Source organism: Amycolatopsis sp. NPDC048633 (assembly GCF_040650695.1).
Lineage (GTDB): Bacteria > Actinomycetota > Actinomycetes > Mycobacteriales > Pseudonocardiaceae > Amycolatopsis.
In genome coordinates this window covers 744,904-764,082 of the sequence record NZ_JBEZHS010000001.1, presented here as the reverse complement: position 1 = coordinate 764,082, position 19,179 = coordinate 744,904, and the positions used below count along the sequence as shown (strand labels likewise).

The following is a 19,179-nucleotide window of genomic DNA, read 5'->3' as shown; positions in this document are numbered from 1 at the left end:
CTGGAGCAGCATGCCGGGGCGCCTCAGCCTCCGTCAAGAATAAATCCTAAATTAAGATTTCACGCGCTATGCTCTCCTCGATGAACACCGAAGTCGTCACTCTCGGCGAGGCGATGCGGCTGTTGCTCGCCGAGCCCGGCGTCGCGCTGCGGCGCGCGCACACCTTCACCTCGTCGGTCGCCGGCGCCGAGACGAACGTCGCGGTCGGCCTGGCCCGGCTCGGCCACCGCGTCCGCTGGCTGAGCCGCGTCGGCGACGACCCGTCCGGCGCCCACGTGCTCGCGACGCTGCGCGCGGACGACGTCGACGTCTCGCGGGTCGAAGTCGATCCGGACGCGTACACCGGATTCCTGATCCGGGACACCGAGACGGTCGAGTACCACCGAAGCGGCTCCGCTGCTTCGCGCCTTTCAGCTGCGTACGTGCGCGACGCAGGTCTCGACGGCGCTCGGCTCGTACACGTCTCCGGCATCACGGCGATGCTGTCGTCCGACGCGCACGAAGCCGTCGAAGCGCTCTTCGCACTGGCCCGCGCTTCGGGCGCCTGGGTGTCCTTCGACCCGAACGTCCGGCTGAAGCTCGCGAAGCCGGACCGCTGGCGCGAGACCGTCGGGCCGCTGCTGACCAGGGCGGATCTCGTGTTCGCCGGCGAAGACGAGCTCGAGCTGCTCGGGCAGACGCCGGACACGCTGCTCGCGGGCCGGGCGCAGACGGTGGTCGTCAAACAGCGGGACAAGGTCGCCCGCGCCGTGACCGCGGACGGCTCGTGGACGCAGCCGAGCCTGGTCACGCGGGTCGTCGACCCGGTCGGGGCGGGTGACGCGCTGACGTCGGGGTACCTCTCGGCGTGGCTGCGGGGCGCGCCGCCGGAAGAAGCGCTGCGGGCCGGCGCGGCGTGCGCGGCGCTGGTCGTCGGCACGCGAACCGACCTGGAAGGCCTGCCCGGCCAGGGCGAACTCACCAAGGCACTGCACGGCACGGAGGTGGACCGATGACCTATCGCTGGGAGATCACGGCGGACGCGCTGCGCCAGGGCGTCGTCGGGATCGTGCGCACGCACGACGCGGAGTCGGCGGTCTCGGCGGCGCGCGCGGCGCTGGAAGCCGGGCTGCGCTCGATCGAGCTGCCGCTGACGAACCCGGGGGCGCTGGACGCGATCTCGGGCCTGTCCGCGGCCTACCCGGACGCGACGATCGGGGCCGGCACGGTGCTCGACGAGGCGTCGGCGGTGCTGGCCATCCGCGCGGGCGCGCGGTTCCTCGTGTCGCCGTCGGTGGACGCGGCGGTGATCCGCACCGCTCACCGGTACGGCGCGGCGGCGTTCCCTGGCGCGGGTTCGGTGACCGAAATCGTGCGGGCGCTGGAGGAAGGCGCGGACGCGGTGAAGGTGTTCCCGGCGTCGGCGTTGCGTCCGTCGTGGATCTCGGACGTGCGGGCCGCGCTCCCGCAGGCGCCGCTGGTGCCCACCGGCGGCATCGGACCGGCGGACGTGCCAGAGTGGCTGGCGGCGGGCGCGGTGGCGTGCGGAGTCGGCTCGGCGCTGACCCGCGGCACCACCGCGGAGATCTCCGCCCGGGTCGAGACGCTGCTGAGGAGCACGCATGGCTGAGCTGGTCTTCGTCGGGTGCTACACCGGCGACGCGGGGAACGGCACCGGGATCACGACGTTCTCGCGATCGTCCACCGGTGAGCTGACGGAGGTCGCTTCGCTGCCGCTGGAGTCGCCGTCGTGGCTTGTCCGGCACCCGTCGCTTCCGGTGCTGTACGCGGCGAACGAGACCGCTGCCGGTGGCGTGACGGCGCTTTCCGTTTCTCCTTCCGGGGCACTGTCGGTGCTGGGCACGGCTGCCACCGGTGGCGCGCACCCGTGTCACTTGGCGGTGACCCCGGACGGCCGGTTCCTGTTGTGCGCCAACTACACCGGCGGCAGCCTGGCGGTGTTCTCACTGTCCGCTTCAGGGGCCTTGGTCTCCCGGACCGCCTTGGTTCAGCACACCGGCAGCGGCCCCTCCTCGGATCGTCAAGAGGCGGCGCACGTCCACATGGCGGTGCCGTCACCCGACTCGACGGTCGTGAGCGCGGTCGACCTGGGGACGGACGAGATCCGCAGCTACACGCTGTCCTCGTCGGGTTCGCTGGAGCCGCTGGCGGTGTCCGCGCTTCCGCCGGGCACCGGACCGCGGCAGCTGGTCCGCCGCCCGGGCACCGACCTGGCGTACGTGGTCGGCGAACTGGCCGGGACGCTCGTGACGGTCCGCGAAACTTCACCGGGCGCTTTCGACGTGGTGGCCACGACGGCGTCGACGCTGTCGTCGGTGACTCCGAACCTGGTGGCCCACCTGGAACTGGCCGGCGCCCGGATGTACGTGTCGAACCGCGGCCCGGACTGCATCACGGAGTTCGCCCTCGACGACGCGTTGGCGGTCGCCGACCAGCCGTGTGGCGCGAACCCGCGGCACTTCGCCTTGGTGGACGGGACTTGTTACGTGGCGGCCCAGTCGGCGGACGCGATCACGGCGTTCACCCTGACCGCCTCCGGCGACGCGGAGCTGCGGCACTACCCGACGGGCTCGCCGACCTTCGTGCTGCCGGTCTCGCTACCCTGACGGGTGCTTCCTTTCACTCCCGCCCTGGTGGCGGCCGCGCCGGACGACCCGAAGGTGACCGACTGGATCTCGTCGATCTCCGGCAGCGCGAGCGCGCTGATCTCGGTCGGCGCACTGGTCGCGGCGGTCGTGGCGGCCGGCGAAGGTGGCCATCTGGTACCACGTCGACGAGGTCGCCCAGACGATGAAGAGCCGCACTCGCGATACCGCTTTCACAACACGAGTGACCTGCCCGTGTACGACATCGAGGTCACGATCTCCTGTGCGGGCGAGTGGGTCAGGTACTACGCGCCGACCCTGCCGCCGACTTCGGAGCCGCAACCGCTCGCACGGGCCACGAACCTGTTCCGGTTGCTGCTGCGGTTCCTCGCCGAGCGGGACACCGGCGAGGCCGCCTGTCGGAGGACCGGATCGGCCGGTGGGCGCGGACGGCACTGCTCGATCACCCGGTCAGCGTCGAATACTCCTTCTCCGACGGAGAGTCCTACTGGCTGCGCTCAGCGATCGGCTTCCTCCGCAAGCTCGACGAGCGGCCGCCGGTGAACCAGCAACCACGGAACTCCTTCATGAATCCCGACGGAGGATGACCACGTCCGCGTCGTGGTCCGCGGTCCAGTCGAACGGGAGGCCCGCGTACTTCAGGTGCGCTCCCGAGTACCGGGCTCCCGACTCGTCCACATAGGACGCCTCAGCGCTCACCGAAAGGCGCACCCGCGACGACCGGCCGGGTACCAATGGTGCTCCGGTCAGCTGACCGGAGCTCCACGCCAGCACGACCACCGTGTCGCCGTCCTCGGACGTGTACTGCGTGGCCGCCGTGGGAGCCGACGGGCCGTGGAGGACCCGGGCCGTTCCGTGGTGGATCACCGGACGGATCGACTTGTACAGCGCGATCAGCGAAGCCGCCTCCGCGTGCTGGTCCGGAGACCAGCGTGAGAGGTTCGCGCCGATGCCCAGTACCCCCGCCATCGCCGTCACGAAACGGAACCGCAATGACCTGGGGCGCGGGTCGAACACGCCCGGGGAATCCGTCACCCACGAACTCATCAGGTGCGGCGCGTGCATCAGCAGAAACCCGTCCTGGATCGCCAGGCGGTCCAACGGGCCGGTGTTGTCACTCGGCCACACGACGTCAGTTCGGGCCACCGTCGCCAGGTCCGTGCGACCCCCGCCGCCCGCGCAGGCCTCGATCGTCACGTGGGGGTGCGCCGACCGCAGGTGGTCCAGCACCGACAAGTAGCCCGCCACGTGCTCGGCGTCCAGGTCCGCGGACGGTGCGCCCGGGCGGCCGCGCTCAGTGGGCGGCCGGTTCATGTCCCACTTCAGGTACGAGATCGGGTACGTCGACAGCAACGAGTCCAAGGTGGACTTGATGAACGCGACCACATCGGGAAGGCCCAGGTCCAGGAGCAGCTGGTTCCGGATCAACGTCAACGGACGGCCGTCGATGCGGTACACCCAGTCCGGATGCGAAGCGTACAACTGCGACTTCGGGCTGACCGCCTCCGGCTCGACCCACAGGCCGAACTCCAGACCCAGCTCGCGCACCGAGTCGACGAACGCGCCGAACGACTCCTCCGCCGGGGTCCAGTCGCCGAGGCCGCCGGTGTCGTCGTCACGGCCGGTGAACCAGCCGTCGTCCACCACGAACAGCTCGACGCCGAGGTCGGCCGCGCGCTTCGCCAGCTCCAACTGGGCAGCAGACTGGACGTCGAAACCCGTTGCCTCCCAGGAGTTGTAGAGCACCGGACGCGGGCGTCGCCACCGCGAGCCGGCCAGCACGCGGTCGTAGTCGTGCCAGACGGAAGCCAGCCCGGCCAGTCCATCCACACTGGACGCCAGTGCGACGGCCGGAGTCACCAGTGAAGCTCCGGGCTCGAGCAGCACCGGCCCCGGCGAAGGCAGCCGTCCGGCGCGAACGCGGGTCAGCCCGGACGGCTCCACGTCGGCGGAGATCTCCCACGAACCCGGCCATTCCAGGGAAACGCCGAAAGCAGGGCCGCCCGAGGAGTCCTGCACCGCCAGCCACGGGACATGCGCGTGGCCCGGGACGCCGAACCGGCTCTCCATCCGGAACCCGCCCGCGGGCAGCGAAACGGTCCGGCGGGTGAACTCTTGCGACCACTGCCCGGTCAAGTACGTCAGCTGAGCCCCGGACACCGTGGGGACGCACACGCCCGCCGAGCCCATCCGGTCGAACTCCAGCGTCGATGAACCGGCGTTGGTGAACTCGACCCAGCGCGTCAGCACGTCCGTCTCGGGCACCGCCCGGTAGCAGAGCACCGCGCGCAACCCGGCCAGTTCGTCCACAAAGGTCAGACGCAGCTCGGAGTCCTGAGAGGCACCCTCGAACCGCCACCACGAACCGCCGCGCACCGAAACGTCCGCACCCGAGAACGGGCGCAGGCCCAGCGGTGCGTACTCCACCGGCGCCGCGTCGGCCTCGGTGATGAAGTGCACGTCGCCGGCGTTCGTGAACACCGACGGCCCGTCCTCGACACCGTGCGGCCCCCACGCGACGAGCTCGGCCCATCGGGAAGAGGGGTCCAGCGCCACGGTGTACGAAGTGGACTTCATGGACACTGTCCACGTCACTTGATCGCCCCGATCGCCAAACCTGAAATGAAGTGCTTCTGGAACCGCAGGAACACCGCCACCGTCGGCACGGCGGCGATCACCGAGCCCGCCGCGATCACGTTCCAGTTGGACACGTACTGCCCCTGCAGGCCGAGCAGGGCCGGCGTCACCGGCATCACCGCCCCGGTGCGCAGCACGGTGATCGACCACAGCAGGTCGTTGAACGTCCAGGTGAACGCCAGCGCGCCGAGCGCGGCCAGCGCCGGGCGGGTCATCGGCAGGATGATCCGCCAGAAGATCTGCGCGACGCCGGCGCCGTCGATCAGCGCCGCCTGCTGGATCTCGTCCGGGATCGACCGCATGAACCCCTGCAGCACGAACGTGTAGAACCCGAGCCCGAACCCGACCTGCACGACGATCAGCGCCGTCAGCGTGTCGTAGATGCCCAGCAGCTCGGACAGCTTCGCCACCGGCACGAGCAGGATCTGCGGCGGCAGCAGGTTTCCCGCCAGCATCACCAGGATGATCGTGCGGCGGAACGGGATCTGGTACCGGCTCAGCGCGAACGCCGCCGCCGAGCTCAGCAACAGGGCGAGCAGCACCGTCGGGATCGTCACGATCAGGCTGTTGAGCATCGCGTGCCCGCCGCCGCCCTCGCCCCACGCCTGCCCGAACCCGTCGAGCGAGAACGACGCCGGCAGCGCGCCCAGGCCGTTCGACGCGATGTCGGAGAACGTCCGGACGCTCGTCGTCAGCACCAGCACGATCGGCAGCAGCCACAGCACCGACAGCCCGCCCGCGAGCAGGTGGAACCCGAAAGTCCGCGTCCGCCTCACGAGTCCTCCCGGAACGCACGCACGAGGTAGGTCACGATCACGCCGAACGCCAGCACGAAGATCACCACGGCCAGCGCGGACGCGTAGCCGAGCCGCAGTGACTGGAACGCCGTCGCGTACATGTACGTGCTGAGCACCTCGGACGAGTGGTACGGCCCGCCCTTCGTCATCGACCAGATGACGTCGAACGACCGCAGCGAGTCGATGATGATCACCGACAGGACCACGGAGTTGACGCTGCGCAGCTGCGGCCACGTGACGTTGCGGAACTGCTGCCACGCCGTGGCACCGTCCAGCTTGGCCGCTTCGTACAGCGCGGGGTCGATGCCCTTGAGCCCGGCCAGGTACAGCACCATCACGTAGCCGAGCTGCCGCCACAGCGCCGGGACGAGCACCGCGTACAGCGCGGTCTTCGGGTCGGCGAGCCAGGCGTGCTGCCAGCTGCCGAGCCCGATCGCGCCGAGCACCTTGTTGAAAACGCCGTCCGGCTGGTAGATCACCTGCCAGATCAGCGACGTCGCGACCAGCGAAAACACCACCGGCGTGAACAGCGCGGCCCGGTAGAAGCCGACACCGCGGCGTTCCTTCTGCAGCAGCGTCGCCAGCGCCAGCCCTCCGACGGCCGAAAGGCCGCCGAAGAGCACGAGCCAGATCACCGTGTCGAGCGCGGCGGTCTTGAAGATGTCGTCGGAGAACATCTCGGCGAAGTTCCCGAGACCGACGAACGTGGGCGCCGAGACGCCGTCCCAGTTCGTCAGCGCCAGGTAGAACCCCTGCAGGGCGGGCCAGAACACCCAGAACCCCTCGACGACGAGCGGCACCAGGACGAACGCCAGCAGCACGGGCGAGACCCGGCGGCGACGGCGTTTCGCGGCCAGGAACGCCGTGTCGGGCCTCTTCGCGGTCAGTACCGCCATCTCAGGACTGCCAGACCTTCTGCGCGGCGGTCTGCCAGTCGCTCAGGATCGAGTCGAGCTCGTTGGGCTTCTGGATGAACCGGATCAGCGCGGCGTCGGCGGTCGGCTGCAGCGCGTCGGAGGAGTCGCGGTTGAAGAACTGCGTGATCTCCTTGGCGTCGGTGAGCAGCTTCCGTCCCTTTTGGACCAGCGGCGTGCCGTTGTCCTTCGCGGACGGGTTGGTCGGCAGGACCGTGCCGGAGGAGTTCTTGATGTAGAGCTCCTGTGCCTCGGCCGTCGCGGCGTACTTGAACCACTCCTTGACCTCGGCGACGTGCGGGGTGCGCGCGCTGGCGAAGAAACCGTCGGTCGGGCCTTCCTCGGCCACCGGCACCGCCGGGTCGAGGATCGGGAACTGGAAGAAGTCGAGGTCGTCGAGCGCGTCCTTCGGGGCGGCGTCGGCGAAGAACGTGCCGGTCAGGATCATCCCGGTGCGGCCCTGGAGCAGCACGGTCGTGGCGTCCTGGAACGCGATCGCGGTGCCGTTCGGGTCGGTGTAGGGCAGCGCCTGGCGCCACGGGTCGAAGATCTTCTTGACGCGCGGGTCGTCGAAGCGCTGCTTGCCGGACAGCAGCTCGCGGTGGAACGGCGCGCCGTTGATGCGGATGTTCAGGTAGTCGAACCAGGCGGACGCGGTCCACGGCGTGGTGCCGCCGGCGCCCATGCCGATCGGCGCGATCCCCTTGCTCTTCAGGGTTTCGCACAGGGCGAGGAACTCGCTCCAGTTGGTCGGCGGCTGGACGCCCCACTTCGCGAAGTTCGACTTCCGGTAGAAGAAGCCCCACCAGTAGTAGGAAGTCGGGACGAAGACCTGGTGCCCGGCGCCGTCGCCGGACAGCGAACGGAAGGCCGCGCTGTAGTCGCCCATGGTCTGCCAGACGTCGCCGACGTCGAGCAGCAGGCCCTTGCGCGCGTAGCCGGACAGCAGCGAACCCGGGTACCACGTGAAGGTGTCCGGCGGGGTGGCCGCGGTGAGGTAGCTGGGCAGCTGGGTGCGGAAGGTCTCCGACGCCACGGTGTTCACCGTCGCCGTCGCGCCGCCCTTCTCGCCGAACGCCTTGGCCAGCGCTTCGATCGCCTTCTTCGCCTCGGGCGAGGACAGGTTCGACTGGACGGTGACCGCCCCGGCGGCCTGCTTGACCGGGCCGGAGTTCGCGGAAGTGGCGCAGGCGGCGAGGAAGCTGCTGGACCCGATCGCACCCAGGCCGGCGAGGCTCGCGTTGCGCAGGAAACGACGGCGGGACAGGCCTGCACTCGTCATGTCGTGACCCCTTTGTCATGTGCACTGTCGTGGTGCCCGCACGGGCGTGACTGCTGCCAAAGAGTGCAACCGGGCGACGCCGCTGTCAAGATGTATTCATAATTTATGATGACTACGAGGGCAGCGTAGGATGACCTTTCGTCTCCCCGCCACCTGAGAGGGCCCTCCATTGACCGAACACCGGCCACGCGGGTTGCACGGCCAGACCGTGGAGGCACTGGCCAGCCGGATCCTCTCCGACGAGTGGGGCGAGGGCACCGTCCTGGATCTGCCGGCGCTGCGCGAAGAGCTCGACATCAGCCTGACCGCACTGCGCGAGGCGCTGAAGGTGCTGGCCGCGAAGGGGATGATCGACGCCCGGCAGAAGCGCGGCACGTTCGTCCAGCCGCGCGACCGCTGGAACATGCTCGACACCGACGTCATGCGCTGGCAGACCGCGGCCGCCGACGACCCGGGCCTGCTCGACGAGCTCACCGAGGTCCGCACGGTCGTCGAGCCCGCGGCGGCGCGGATCGCGGCCGAGCGGGCGTCCGAAGAGGACCTCGAGTCGCTGCGGGAGGCGCTGGCCGACATGGCCGCGGCCGACGACGCCGAGGCGAGCGTCCAGGCCGACCTCGCGTTCCACCGGCGGCTGATGGGCGCCACCCACAACAACTTCCTGATGCGGATGGAACGGGTCATCGCGATCGGGCTGGCCGAGCGCGACAAGCTGGTGCACGGGGCGTCGGCGGCGGAGGACCCGGTGCCGAGCCACCGGAAGGTCTTCGACGCGATCGTGGCCGGCGACCCGGTCGCGGCCGAGCAGGCGATGCTGGCGCTCGTCACGAAGTCCCGCGACGACTTGGCGAAGGCTCAGCGCAACTCCTGACAAGTGCACGGCGGTAACTCGTCGATTAAGTAGATTGCACTGGAATCATGCTGTCCGGCGTGCCGTAATGGACTCATGAGCAACGACAACGTTCTTGCGGTGATGGTTCAGGCGGCCGAGAAGGCCGGCTCGGCTTTGCTGGCTGCGTACGACCCGGCGAGCCGGCCGGCGGACCGGGCGGCGATGTACGAGCACGGCACCAGCCTCGAGGCGGCCTCGACGGCGATCGTGCGCGAGGCGCTCGACGGCGTCGAGCCCGGAGTGGGCTGGTGGGACGAAGACGAGAGCGGCCGGGTCGTGCCGGCCGGGCGGTGGTGGGTGGTCGACGGCACCGAGGGCGCGGTCAACCACGTGCACGGCCTGCCGGAGTGGGGCGTGACGATCACGCTGGTCACGGACGGGCAGCCGGAGCTGACCGTCTTCCGCCAGCCGATCGGCGACCTGACGTACACGGCGGCACGCGGGCAGGGCGCCTTCCTCAACGGACAGCCGCTGCGCGTCTCGGCCAAGACCGACCTTTCGGCGGCGGCGGTCACGGCGAGCCAGGGTGGCAACGACCGGGCGGTCTACGAACGGTTCGCGGGCGCGTTCGCGGCGATGGCTTCGGAGGCGTTGCTGGTGCGCAACACGATTCCGACGGTGTTCCCGTTGCTGGGCCTCGCCGCCGGGCAGTACGACGTGTTCTGGCAGTACGAACCCGACCTGCCGGGCACCGCTGCCGGTGCTCTCTTGGCCGGGGAGGCGGGCGGGGTCGTCACCGACCTCGCGGGTGCGCCGTGGGACGTCAACTCGCCCGACATCCTGGTCGCGGCACCGGGTCTGCACGCCGCCGCGCTGGAGGTGCTGAAGTGAGCCGGGTGGCGGTGCTCGGCGCTTCGGGCGCGGTGGGCAGTGAGCTGGTGCGGCAGGCGCTTTCGCGCGGGCACTCGGTGGTGGCGATCAGCCGTCACGCGTCGGCCACCGGTGACCGGCTGGTTTCGGTCGCGGCCGATGTCCATGACGCCGCCGGGATCGCGGAATCGTTGCGGGGCAGCGAAATCGTGCTCGACGCATTGGGACTGCGGAAGGGTGATCCGCCCGGCGTGCTGACCGCCGGGGCTCGTGCGGTGGTGGCCGCGGGGCCGTCGCGGGCGGTGTCGGTGGGGGCGTTCGGGACCGGCCCCTCGGCGGGGGCGGCCGGGTGGCTGACGCGGACGCTGGTGGAGCGGTTCATGAAGAGCGAGCTGCCGGACAAGGTCGCGGCGGACGCGGCGATCCTCGGCATGGGCGGGACGGTCGTCCAGGTGGGCCCGATGAAGAGCGGCCCGATCAGCCCGACGCGCCGGGTGGTGGGTCTCGAGTCCGTGCCCCGCCGGTGGTTCCCGGCGATGGTCACGCACGCGACGGTCGCGGCGGCGATGCTCGACGCGGCGGAGAACGGGCCGCGCGGGGAAGTGCTGGTGGCCTTGCCCAAGTGAGCCGGACGCGGCTGGTCCCGCTCGGCCGCGAACGACATGAACGACCCTTTCATGTCGTCTGACGACCTGAACGAGTCGTTCATGTCGTCGGGCGCCGGGGACGCAGCACCTGAGCCGACCCAGCCTGCGCCGGACCCGCCAGCACCTGGGCCAGCGCCGTGCGGCAGTGGCCGCGCAGCCACTCGTGCGCCGGATCCGTGTCATAACGGCTGTGCCAGCTCAAGACCACCGCGGACCCGGGCAGGTCCAGCGGCGGCTCCGTCGCCACCAACCCCAGGTCGGCCCGGGCGAGGGCCGTGGCGCGGTCCGGAACCAGCCCGACCACGTCGCTGTGCGCGATCGCCTGCAGGGCCAGGGCCGCCGTCGGGAGCGACGCCACCACCCGGCGGCGCAGCCCCAGCTCGGCCAGCGCCTTGTCCACGCCGTCGCGCAGCCGGCCCCGGCGCGACACGATCACGTGCTCGGCCGCCGCGAACTCCTCGAGGTCCAGCCGGTGCCCGGTGCGCGTCAGCAGCACCAGGCGGTCCTCGCCGACCACGTCGTGGCTGATCTCCGGCGAGCCCGGCACCGTCGCCCCGACCTCCAGGTCGACGTGCCCGCGCGCCAGGTCGGGCGTGTCCACCGCCGCCTCCGCCAGCAACCGCAGCCCCATCGCGGGCGCCTCGGCCGACGCCGTGCGCAGCAACGCCGGGAACAGCGCCGCGAGCAGTGCGTCGTGCCCCTGGATGGTGAACGTGCGCCGCAACGTCGCCGGGTCCACCGTGCGGGCCGGCGCCAGCACCCGGTTCGCCCGGGCCACCACGGCCCGCACCTCGTCGCGCATCGCCAGCGCGCGGGGCGTCGGGGTCATCGTGCGGCCGGTGCGCACCAGGATGTCGTCACCGGTCGTCGCCCGGATCCGGGCCAGCGTGCGGCTCATCGCGGGCGGCGTGAGGTGCAGCCGGTCGGCGGCCGCCTGCACGGAGTTCTCCTCCAGCAGCGCGTCCAGTGCGGTCAGCAGGTTCAGATCCACCTGCACGACAGTAATGGTCAGGAGCCGTCGAGTGCGTTCTGGAGCATGCGGGTCGCCGCGGCGCGCGGGGCCGGGTCGATCGCGATCAGTGCGTTGACGACGGCGCCGTCGACCAGTGCCACCAGCCGCTCCAGGTCGGCGTCGGTGACGGGTGTGCCCGAGCGGGCGAAAATCTCCGTGAGCAGCTCGTTGAGCTGCACCGACAACGTCCGCATCAGCGGCCGCAGGTACGGCCGGCGGCCGGTCGCGACCAGCCGCTCGTACCGCAGGAGCACCGCTTCCGCGTCGGCCTCCGGGTCGTCGGTCTCCGGCCCGAGCAGCATCTCCAGCACCAGCTCGACGGTCGCCTGGACCCCGCGGTTGCGCGTCGCCAGCTCCTCCAGCCGGCGGCGGCCCGTCTCCAGCTCGGCGTTCGAGTGGTGCTCGACGGCCGCCGTGACCAGGTCTTCCAGCGAGTCGAAGTAGTACGTCGTCGACGCGAGCGGCAGCCCCGCGCGTTCGGCCACCGCCCGGTGCCGGACGGCGTCGAACCCGCCCTCGACGAGCAGCTTCGCGGCGGCCTCGACGAGCGCGGCGCGCCGTCGTTCCCCTTTCGGGGTGGTCGCAGCGGTCATGACCGGTCATTCTGCCAACCGGGCGGACCGGGGCTCAGAAGCGGGGCGCGAGATCGTGCGCGAACGCCTGGACTTGGCTCGCGTACGGCGCCGTCGCCCCGGACGAAGGCACGCTGACCAGCACCAGCGACCCACCGGACGCGGTGGCCACCTGCGCGGTGACCGTGCCGGCCGGCTGGGACTTGAAGACGACGGGAAGGCCCTTCGGGTACACCGCCGCGGACACCTCGCCGCCCGGAACCGGGAACCCGGCCGAGCGCGACCCCGTCGAACAAGCGCCGCCCGGGATAGCCGGGGTACCGGCGACGTGGCCGGGGAGCTCGCCAGCGAGGGCAATGGCGAGCTCCCCGTCCACCTGTTCGCACCCGGAGGCGCCTTCGGCCAAGTGGCCGGTCTTCCCGCCCTGGTCACCTCCCTGCCGAGGTGGTTCGGACGAGAAGTTCGGTGACTCCCCACCGACTTCAGGACGTGCCGGGCTCAAGCCGGGTTGCCCCGACCCCGGCCCGGATTGCGACGACATGACGCCGCTGTCCGCGGACGTCAGCGCCTGAGGGGTACCCCCGGACAGCACTCCGTACGCGCCGAAACCGACGACCACCAGCGCCGCGGCGCTCACCCCGGTGGTGATCCGGTTGCGGCGCCGCACGGTCTGGCGGCGGGATTCGCGGACGACGTCGTCCTGGCCGAACGTCGCCGAGGGCGCGTCGCCGGGCGCGGCGGAGAACAACGAGCGCAGCTCCTGCTCATCCATTGGTCTCCACCTCCCGTTCCAGTACCTGCTTGAGGTTCGCCAGCCCGCGTGCGGTCTGGCTCTTCACGTTGCCTTCGCTGCAGCCCAGTGCCTTCGCCGCACTGGTCACGTCGAGTCCTTCGAAGAACCGCATGACCAGCACCGCGCGCTGCTTGGGCGGCACTTCCTTCAACGCCGCGAGCAGGTCTTCCCTGGTCGCGACGAGCTCGTCGAGGCCCGGCGTGTCGTCGGTCGGCTCCGGCAGCGTCTCGGTCTGCCATTCACGCCGCCACGGACGCCGCGATTCGTCGATCGACGCCCGGACGAGCGTCGTGCGGACGTACGCGTCGGTCGCCGCGCGATCCCTGATCTTCTTCCACCTCCGGTGCAACGCGACGAACGCCGTCTGCGCGAGGTCGTCCGCCCGGTGCCAGTCACCGCAGAGCATGTACGCGGTCCGGCGCACGGCGTCCCGCCTGGCGGCGAAGTACTCCGCGAACTCCTCCTCGTCGCGCTGGTCCACGCGCAGTCGTGCTCCGCTCTGTTTGTCGTTCGGCCGGTAGACGGAATCAGGGGCGTCCACGGTTGCACGGACCAAGTCGGTTCGACCACCCGAGGGCTGATTGATCCCCGTCGGGTGGGTGTGATGTGATCACTCCGTGACCTTCACGCTCGCACCGCTGGACTTCCGTTCCGACACCGTCACCCGTCCGGATGACACGATGCGCGCGGCGATGGCGTCCGCCGAGGTCGGCGACAACGTCCTCGAGCGCGACCCGACCGTCCAGGCGCTGGAGGAACGCGCCGCGCACGTCCTGGGCATGCCGGCCGCCCTGTGGGTGCCGAGCGGGACCATGGCGAACCTCGTCGCGCTGAGCCTCCACCTGCAGCGTGGCGACCGGTTCCTCGCCACGCGCGGCGCGCACGTGCTGTCCAACGAGCTCGGCTCGGCGGCGTGGCTGGCCGGCGGCATGCCGGACATCCTGGAGCACGACGGCGGCCCGGGCCGCCCATCGCCCGACGCCCTCGCGGCCGCGATCGGACAACCCGGGCCGTACTTCACATTACGGACATCGCTGCTCTGCCTCGAGAACACGCACAACGCGGCCGGGGGCGCGGTGACCCCGCCCGACGAGCACGCCCAGCTGCTGTCCGTCGCGAAGGAAGCCGGCGTGGCCGTGCACCTCGACGGCGCCCGGCTCTGGCAGGCCGCGGTCGCGCTGGAGGTGCCGCCCGCCGCGCTGACCGTCGGCGTCGACACCGTGTCGGCCTGCTTCAGCAAGGGCCTCGGCGCGCCGGTCGGCTCGGTCGTCGCGGGCAGCGTCGCGTTCGTCGAGCGGGCCCGCCGGATGCGGCAGATGCTCGGCGGCGGCGTCCGGCAGGGCGGCGTCCTGGCCGCGGCCTGCCTGGTCGCGCTGGACCGCGTCCCCGAGCTGGCGGAGTCGCACGAGAACGCCCGGCGCCTGGCCGAGGGCCTGACCGAGTACGGCTGGGAGACGAACGTCCCCGACACCAACATCGTGCTCGCCCGGGTGCCCGACATCCCGACCGCGCTGGCCTGGCTCGACTCGCTCGGGATCCGGGCCGTGCCGATGGCGGGCAAGATCCGGTTCGTCACGCACCGGGACCTGAGCGCGACCGACGTCGAAGAAGCCTTGCGCCGGATCAAGACCGGCGCGTGACGAGTACTGGGGGCACCGTGAACTGGATCGTGTTCGACTACGGCGACGTGCTGAGCAAGCCGAGCCTGGCCCGCCCGGACCTGGCCGCGGCGATGGGCGCGCCGCTGCCGGAGTTCGAGAAGGCGTACTGGGACTACCGGATTCCCTACGACGCCGGGAGCACGCCGCTCGAGTACTGGCAGACGGTCGGCAAGGCCTTGGGCGTGTCCGTCGACGAAGCGCTGTCGGCCGAGCTGACCCGCATCGACATCGAGGGCTGGGCCCACCTCGAACCGTCTTCGCAGGCGTTGTTCGAAGCGCTCTCCGAGGCCGGCGCGTCGCTGGCGCTGCTGTCGAACGCGCCCGTGGTGTTCGGCGAATGGGTCCGCGCGCAGGACTGGGCCCGCCACTTCCGCGTGACGCTCTTCTCGGGCGACGTCCGGTGCGTCAAGCCGGACGCGAAGATCTTCCGGCTCCTGCTCGACGAGCTCGGCGCGGAGCCGGCCGACTGCCTGTTCTTCGACGACCGTCCGTCCAATGTGGACGGCGCACGGGCGGTCGGGCTCAAGGCGCAGGTGTGGAACGGCGCCGACGCGGCCCAGGCCTGGCTGGACTGATCTCACCCACACCGCACGTCCGCCTACCGGCGGTGATCGGCGTTGGCCTAGGCTGCACGGCACCCCCGACTCCCCGGTAGGCCGCCATGACGAGCGAACGACCGTCGGCCCGCGTCGACTTCGACCGGCCGAGCATCGCCCGCGTCTTCGACGCCCTGATGGGCGGGCAGGACAACTACGAGGCCGACCGCGTGGCGCTGCGGCAGATCCTGGAGATCGCGCCGGAGGCGCCGGCGATGGCGCGGGAAGCGCGGCAGTGGCTCGTCCGCGCCGTGCGGTACCTGACCGAACGGCTCGCCGTCGACCAGTTCCTCGACCTCGGCTCGGGCTTCCCGCGGGTGGAGAACACCCACCAGGTGGCGCAGAAGTACAACCCCGAGGCGCACGTCGTCTACGTCGACAACGACCCGGTCGTGCAGGCGCACGGCCGGGCGTTGCTCGTCGACAACGACTTCACGCACATCGCGGGCAACGACCTGCTGCGGCCGGCCGAGACGCTGGCCGACGTGGGCCGGTTCCTCGACTTCGGCCGCCCCGTCGGGCTCGTGCTGTGCGGGGTCGTCCACCACATCACGGACCTGGAGCAGGCGCGGCAGGTGGTCAAGTCCTACGTCGGCGCGATGGCGCCGGGGTCGTACCTGGTCCTGCTCCACCAGCACAACCCGGACGACGGCTCCGAAGCGGCCGGCGTCGCGACGTCACTGCAGAAGAGGTTCAGCGGCACCGGGCTCGACACGCGCTACCGCACGCGGGCCGAGATCGCGTCGTTCTTCGACGGCCTCGACCTGCTCGAGCCCGGGTTGACGGCGCCGCACCTGTGGTGGCCGGACGGGCCGCGCCTGGCGCCGCTGACGCCGGTCAACTGGACGTCGCTGGGCGGCGTGGCGCGGATCCCGTGAAGCTCAGTAGCGGTTGATGCGCCGGGGGTCCTTCTTGCCGCCGCTGATCGCGCGGTAGCCGGCCGCGCCGAGGAAGGCGATGCCGCCGATGATGGCGATCCACAGGACGGCCTTGAACACGAAGCCGATCACGGCGCCCAGCACCATGAACGCCACCCAGGCGACGATCAGGCCGCCGACGATCTTCCAGAACATGGCTTCCTCCGAAGTGTTCCCGTGGCCCCACCGGCCCGGTGACTCCACTGTGTCAGTTCCGGCGGTGAAACTCCCCTCGGCAGAGCAACGTTCAGGGATGAATCAGGGTTCCCCCTGGCGGAGCCACCCACCCAGCCGGCGGACGCCTTCGTCGATGTCTCCGGCGCTGCCGGCGAAGGAGAACCGGACGTACTTGCCGCCGTCGACCGGGTCGAAGTCGACGCCGGGGGTGATGGCGAGGCCCGTGTCGGCGAGCAGCCGCTGGCACCAGCTCAGGCTGTCCTCGGTATACGCGCTGACGTCGGCGTACGCGTAGAAGGCGCCGTCGGCGGGGGCGAGCTTGTCGAGGCCGATGCGCTTCAGGCCGGCGAAGAGCCGGTCGCGGTTGGCGCGGTAGTGCTCGACGTGCGCGTCGGCCTCCGCGTACGCCTCCGGCGTGAAGGCCGCGAGCGCCGCGTACTGGGAAACCGCGGGCGGGCAGATGGTGAAGTTGCCGGTCAGGACGTCGACCGCGCGGTGGAGGCGCTGCGGCACGAGCATCCAGCCGAGCCGCCAGCCGGTCATCGCGAAGTACTTCGAGAAGCTGCCGAGCACGAGCGGCTCGCGGCCGTACTGCCACGCGCAGTCGAGCTCGGCGCCGTAGGAGATGCCGTGGTAGATCTCGTCGCTGATCAGCTGAACGCCGTGCGACGAGCACCAGCCGGTGATCGCGGCGAGCTCCCCGGGCGGCAGGACGGTCCCGGTCGGGTTGCTGGGGCTGGCGACGATCAGGCCGTCGATCGGGCCGAGCTCGTCGAGCAGGGCGACGGTGGGCTGGAAGTTCGTCTCGGCGGTGGTGGCGAACTCGACGACCTCGCAGCCAAGGACGGACAGCAGGTTGCGGTAGGCGGGGTAGCCGGGCCGGGCCATCGCGACCTTGGCGCCGGGGTCGAAGGCGCTGAGGAAGGCGAGCAGGAAGCCCCCGGACGACCCGGTGGTCATGACGACGTCCCGCGCGGAGACGTCGAGGCGGTATTTTCGCTGGTAGTGCCCGGCGACGGCGTCCCGCAGCTCCGGGATGCCGAGCTGCTCGGTGTAGCCGAGGGTGCTGCTCCGGAGGGCCTTTTCCGCGGCTTCGAGGACGGGCTTCGGCGCGGGCGCGGACGGCTGCCCGGCGGCGAGCGACACGAGATCGCCGTGGCTGCGCTGCCGGGCACCGGCCGCGGAGAGGACGTCCATGACGTGGAAGGGCGGCACACCGGCCCGCAGCGCGGGACCCGCCTCGAGGTCGGCCATGCGGCCAGGCTAGTTCTAGTACCCCTGGTAGGCACCGCCGTGGGCCATGGCCTTGATGCCGGGCACGTTGCCGAGGCCGCCGTAGCGGTCGTAGGAGTACCGGACGCCCGCGATGATGTTGTCGACCGGGTTGTAGATGTTGTCGTGGCCGGGCAGCTTGTGGGCGTTGAACGTCCCGTCGATGCACTGCATGAGCCCCTTGGACGGGTGCCCGGCGGCGGCGTTGGAGTCCCAGTTGTTGATGGCGTTGGGATTCCCGCCCGACTCGTGCTGGATGATCGCCCAGATGTTCGGGATGTCGGCATCGGTGACCGGCACCCCGGCAGCCTGGAGGGCCTTGATGGCTTCCTGGATCCACTGCTGGACGTTGCCCGGGGGCGGCGAGGACGGGGGGCCGCCGCTGGGGCCGAGGCCGCCGCCTCCGCCACCACCACCGCCGCCTCCCCCGCCACCGCCGCCGCCGTGGGACGAGCCGTTGCTGTGGATGCCGCCGGTGCTCTTGGGCGCCGCGGGGGTGCTGCTCGGCAGGGGGACCTGGTCGTAGCCGCCCTCGATCTGCTGGGACATCAGCTTCTGCGAAGCCTTGATCTGCGTGTCCGCTTCGGTCTGCAGGCCGGCCACGTCGCCGTCGAAGCCGGCGGTGATGGTGTGGATGTCGGTCTTCGCCGTCTGCAGGATCTCCGCGGCACTCGGGCTCGGGCCGGGCTTGCCCTCGTCCATCGCCTTCTTCGCGGCGTCCAGCGCGACCTTGATGTCGGTCGCTGCCTTGGTGTTGCGGGTGTTGACCTCGGTCTCGGCGGAGTTCTGCTTGTCCTGGACCTTGCGCTTGATCTCCGCGAGGTTGGTCTGCAGGGTGTCGAGGTCCTTGGCGACGTCTTCCAGGTGGGTCTGCACCTTGGTACCGGCGTCGCGAACCTGGCGGACGTACTTGAAGAACTCATCCGCCGCCGGACCGGCCCACACACCGGCATTGAGCGCGTCAGTCGAATTCTTCAACGACGCGGTGTGATCGCCGGCGTTCTTGCCCGCCTCGCGGAACTGGGTGGCCGCCGCCGAAATCTTGTTCAGATCGACCTTTTCGACCTGATCGACCTTCTGCATGAAGGCCTTCCAGTTGTCCGGATCGCCGGCGCCGACCCCGTTCAATGCCACTCTCGTGCCCCCTGCTCAGATCACTTGTCGACGTGCAGCGTGAGGTCGCTCGCCCCGACCTGGTCGGTTTCGGCGATCAGGCCGGCGGCCTTGCGCATGGCGAACCCCAGCGCCTCCATGTGCTTGCCCGCGGAGTCGAACTGACTGTGCACGCCGTCCTTGAACTTGCCGACCGCGCTGTGCGCGTCGCCTTTGTCGTCCATGCCGCCGAAGGGGCTTTCCTTCTCGTGGTCCAGGCCGGTGACCTTCTGCTTGGACTTCTCGAACTCGTCCTTCAGCTTCTCCACCTGGCCGGCCGCGATGGCCATCGAGTCGGTGTCGTAAACAGGCACGGTCCGTCATCCCCTTCGCAAACTTGTGTCCGCCCGATCAGACGTCGCCATGACCAGGACGGTTCCCGCGCTTACTTTATGACTTCGCGCGGGCCGCGCGTACCGATCTCCGCCAAGTTCCACCCCAGCGG

21 protein-coding genes are annotated in these 19,179 nt (G+C 70.6%); 9 read left to right on the top strand and 12 right to left on the bottom strand.

The window, feature by feature from the left end:
• The first annotated feature begins 80 nt into the window (after positions 1-80).
• From AB0C38_RS03810 to AB0C38_RS03800, 3 genes are read left to right on the top strand one after another with little or no spacing between them, the layout of a single operon-like run.
• Positions 81-995 carry a sugar kinase gene (locus AB0C38_RS03810; protein WP_360665966.1) on the top strand — a complete coding sequence of 305 codons (915 nt, stop codon included), beginning with the start codon at positions 81-83 and terminating at the stop codon, positions 993-995.
• Entirely contained in the window at positions 992-1,609 is a 618-nt protein-coding gene (locus tag AB0C38_RS03805; protein ID WP_360665963.1) for a bifunctional 4-hydroxy-2-oxoglutarate aldolase/2-dehydro-3-deoxy-phosphogluconate aldolase, read from the top strand. Before AB0C38_RS03810 ends, AB0C38_RS03805 begins: the two co-directional genes overlap by 4 nt.
• On the top strand, positions 1,602-2,606 hold the full coding sequence (locus AB0C38_RS03800) for a beta-propeller fold lactonase family protein (RefSeq protein WP_360665960.1): 1,005 nt from the start codon (positions 1,602-1,604) through the stop codon (positions 2,604-2,606). Before AB0C38_RS03805 ends, AB0C38_RS03800 begins: the two co-directional genes overlap by 8 nt.
• A 564-nt stretch (positions 2,607-3,170) precedes the next feature.
• Here the strand turns inward: AB0C38_RS03800 and AB0C38_RS03795 are convergent.
• Genes AB0C38_RS03795 through AB0C38_RS03780 form a run of 4 tightly spaced genes read right to left on the bottom strand, consistent with a single transcriptional unit; the run spans position 3,171 to position 8,236 of the window.
• Positions 3,171-5,183 (bottom strand): alpha-galactosidase, encoded by a 2,013-nt coding sequence (locus tag AB0C38_RS03795; protein WP_360665957.1) that lies wholly within the window; start codon positions 5,181-5,183, stop codon positions 3,171-3,173.
• A 14-nt stretch (positions 5,184-5,197) separates the two neighbouring features.
• Positions 5,198-6,019 (bottom strand): carbohydrate ABC transporter permease, encoded by an 822-nt coding sequence (locus tag AB0C38_RS03790; protein ID WP_360665954.1) that lies wholly within the window; start codon positions 6,017-6,019, stop codon positions 5,198-5,200.
• Positions 6,016-6,936, bottom strand: coding sequence for a sugar ABC transporter permease (locus AB0C38_RS03785; RefSeq protein ID WP_360665951.1), 921 nt, complete (start codon positions 6,934-6,936; stop codon positions 6,016-6,018). Before AB0C38_RS03785 ends, AB0C38_RS03790 begins: the two co-directional genes overlap by 4 nt.
• Position 6,937: 1 nt before the next feature.
• Complete coding sequence (locus tag AB0C38_RS03780) at positions 6,938-8,236, bottom strand: extracellular solute-binding protein (protein WP_360665948.1); 1,299 nt, start codon at positions 8,234-8,236, stop codon at positions 6,938-6,940.
• Positions 8,237-8,405: 169 nt separating this feature from the next.
• On the opposite strand from AB0C38_RS03780, the gene AB0C38_RS03775 reads away from it, so the two are divergent.
• The 3 genes from AB0C38_RS03775 to AB0C38_RS03765 all read left to right on the top strand — a co-directional run bounded on the left by AB0C38_RS03775 (position 8,406) and on the right by AB0C38_RS03765 (position 10,561).
• The gene (locus tag AB0C38_RS03775; RefSeq protein ID WP_360665945.1) at positions 8,406-9,104 is read left to right on the top strand and encodes an FCD domain-containing protein; all 699 of its coding nucleotides are present in this window, start codon (positions 8,406-8,408) and stop codon (positions 9,102-9,104) included.
• A 75-nt stretch (positions 9,105-9,179) separates the two neighbouring features.
• Complete coding sequence (locus tag AB0C38_RS03770) at positions 9,180-9,956, top strand: inositol monophosphatase family protein (protein ID WP_360665943.1); 777 nt, start codon at positions 9,180-9,182, stop codon at positions 9,954-9,956.
• A complete protein-coding gene (locus AB0C38_RS03765; RefSeq protein WP_360665940.1) occupies positions 9,953-10,561 on the top strand; it encodes an NAD(P)H-binding protein in 609 nt (202 codons plus the stop codon). The genes AB0C38_RS03770 and AB0C38_RS03765 overlap by 4 nt, the downstream gene beginning before the upstream one ends.
• Before the next feature lie 79 nt (positions 10,562-10,640).
• On the opposite strand, the gene AB0C38_RS03760 is transcribed toward AB0C38_RS03765, so the two are convergent.
• From AB0C38_RS03760 to AB0C38_RS03745, 4 genes are read right to left on the bottom strand one after another with little or no spacing between them, the layout of a single operon-like run.
• Positions 10,641-11,579 (bottom strand): LysR family transcriptional regulator, encoded by a 939-nt coding sequence (locus tag AB0C38_RS03760; RefSeq protein ID WP_360665938.1) that lies wholly within the window; start codon positions 11,577-11,579, stop codon positions 10,641-10,643.
• Positions 11,580-11,590: 11 nt separating this feature from the next.
• Positions 11,591-12,187 carry a TetR family transcriptional regulator gene (locus AB0C38_RS03755; RefSeq protein ID WP_360665935.1) on the bottom strand — a complete coding sequence of 199 codons (597 nt, stop codon included), beginning with the start codon at positions 12,185-12,187 and terminating at the stop codon, positions 11,591-11,593.
• 34 nt (positions 12,188-12,221) lie between these two features.
• Positions 12,222-12,938, bottom strand: coding sequence for a hypothetical protein (locus AB0C38_RS03750; protein ID WP_360665932.1), 717 nt, complete (start codon positions 12,936-12,938; stop codon positions 12,222-12,224).
• Positions 12,931-13,440 (bottom strand): SigE family RNA polymerase sigma factor, encoded by a 510-nt coding sequence (locus AB0C38_RS03745; protein ID WP_360665929.1) that lies wholly within the window; start codon positions 13,438-13,440, stop codon positions 12,931-12,933. The genes AB0C38_RS03750 and AB0C38_RS03745 overlap by 8 nt, the downstream gene beginning before the upstream one ends.
• A 136-nt stretch (positions 13,441-13,576) precedes the next feature.
• Between AB0C38_RS03745 and AB0C38_RS03740 the strand changes: the two genes are divergently transcribed.
• The 3 genes from AB0C38_RS03740 (at position 13,577) to AB0C38_RS03730 (ending at position 16,094) form a co-directional block, all read left to right on the top strand.
• Entirely contained in the window at positions 13,577-14,599 is a 1,023-nt protein-coding gene (locus AB0C38_RS03740; RefSeq protein WP_360665926.1) for a GntG family PLP-dependent aldolase, read from the top strand.
• 17 nt (positions 14,600-14,616) lie between these two features.
• The gene (locus AB0C38_RS03735; RefSeq protein WP_360665923.1) at positions 14,617-15,195 is read left to right on the top strand and encodes an HAD family phosphatase; all 579 of its coding nucleotides are present in this window, start codon (positions 14,617-14,619) and stop codon (positions 15,193-15,195) included.
• A gap of 86 nt (positions 15,196-15,281) precedes the next feature.
• Positions 15,282-16,094: an SAM-dependent methyltransferase gene (locus AB0C38_RS03730; protein WP_360665920.1), complete on the top strand. Its 813-nt coding sequence runs from the start codon at positions 15,282-15,284 to the stop codon at positions 16,092-16,094.
• A 3-nt stretch (positions 16,095-16,097) separates the two neighbouring features.
• On the opposite strand, the gene AB0C38_RS03725 is transcribed toward AB0C38_RS03730, so the two are convergent.
• From AB0C38_RS03725 to AB0C38_RS03710, 4 genes are all read right to left on the bottom strand, one after another.
• Positions 16,098-16,289 (bottom strand): hypothetical protein, encoded by a 192-nt coding sequence (locus tag AB0C38_RS03725; RefSeq protein ID WP_155548045.1) that lies wholly within the window; start codon positions 16,287-16,289, stop codon positions 16,098-16,100.
• Between the two features lie 102 nt (positions 16,290-16,391).
• On the bottom strand, positions 16,392-17,564 hold the full coding sequence (locus tag AB0C38_RS03720) for a pyridoxal phosphate-dependent aminotransferase (RefSeq protein WP_360665917.1): 1,173 nt from the start codon (positions 17,562-17,564) through the stop codon (positions 16,392-16,394).
• A gap of 15 nt (positions 17,565-17,579) precedes the next feature.
• Positions 17,580-18,716, bottom strand: a complete 1,137-nt coding sequence (locus AB0C38_RS03715; RefSeq protein WP_360665914.1) for a transglycosylase SLT domain-containing protein — start codon at positions 18,714-18,716, stop codon at positions 17,580-17,582.
• A 20-nt stretch (positions 18,717-18,736) separates the two neighbouring features.
• Positions 18,737-19,048: a hypothetical protein gene (locus AB0C38_RS03710; RefSeq protein ID WP_360665911.1), complete on the bottom strand. Its 312-nt coding sequence runs from the start codon at positions 19,046-19,048 to the stop codon at positions 18,737-18,739.
• Between the last annotated feature and the right edge of the window lie 131 nt (positions 19,049-19,179).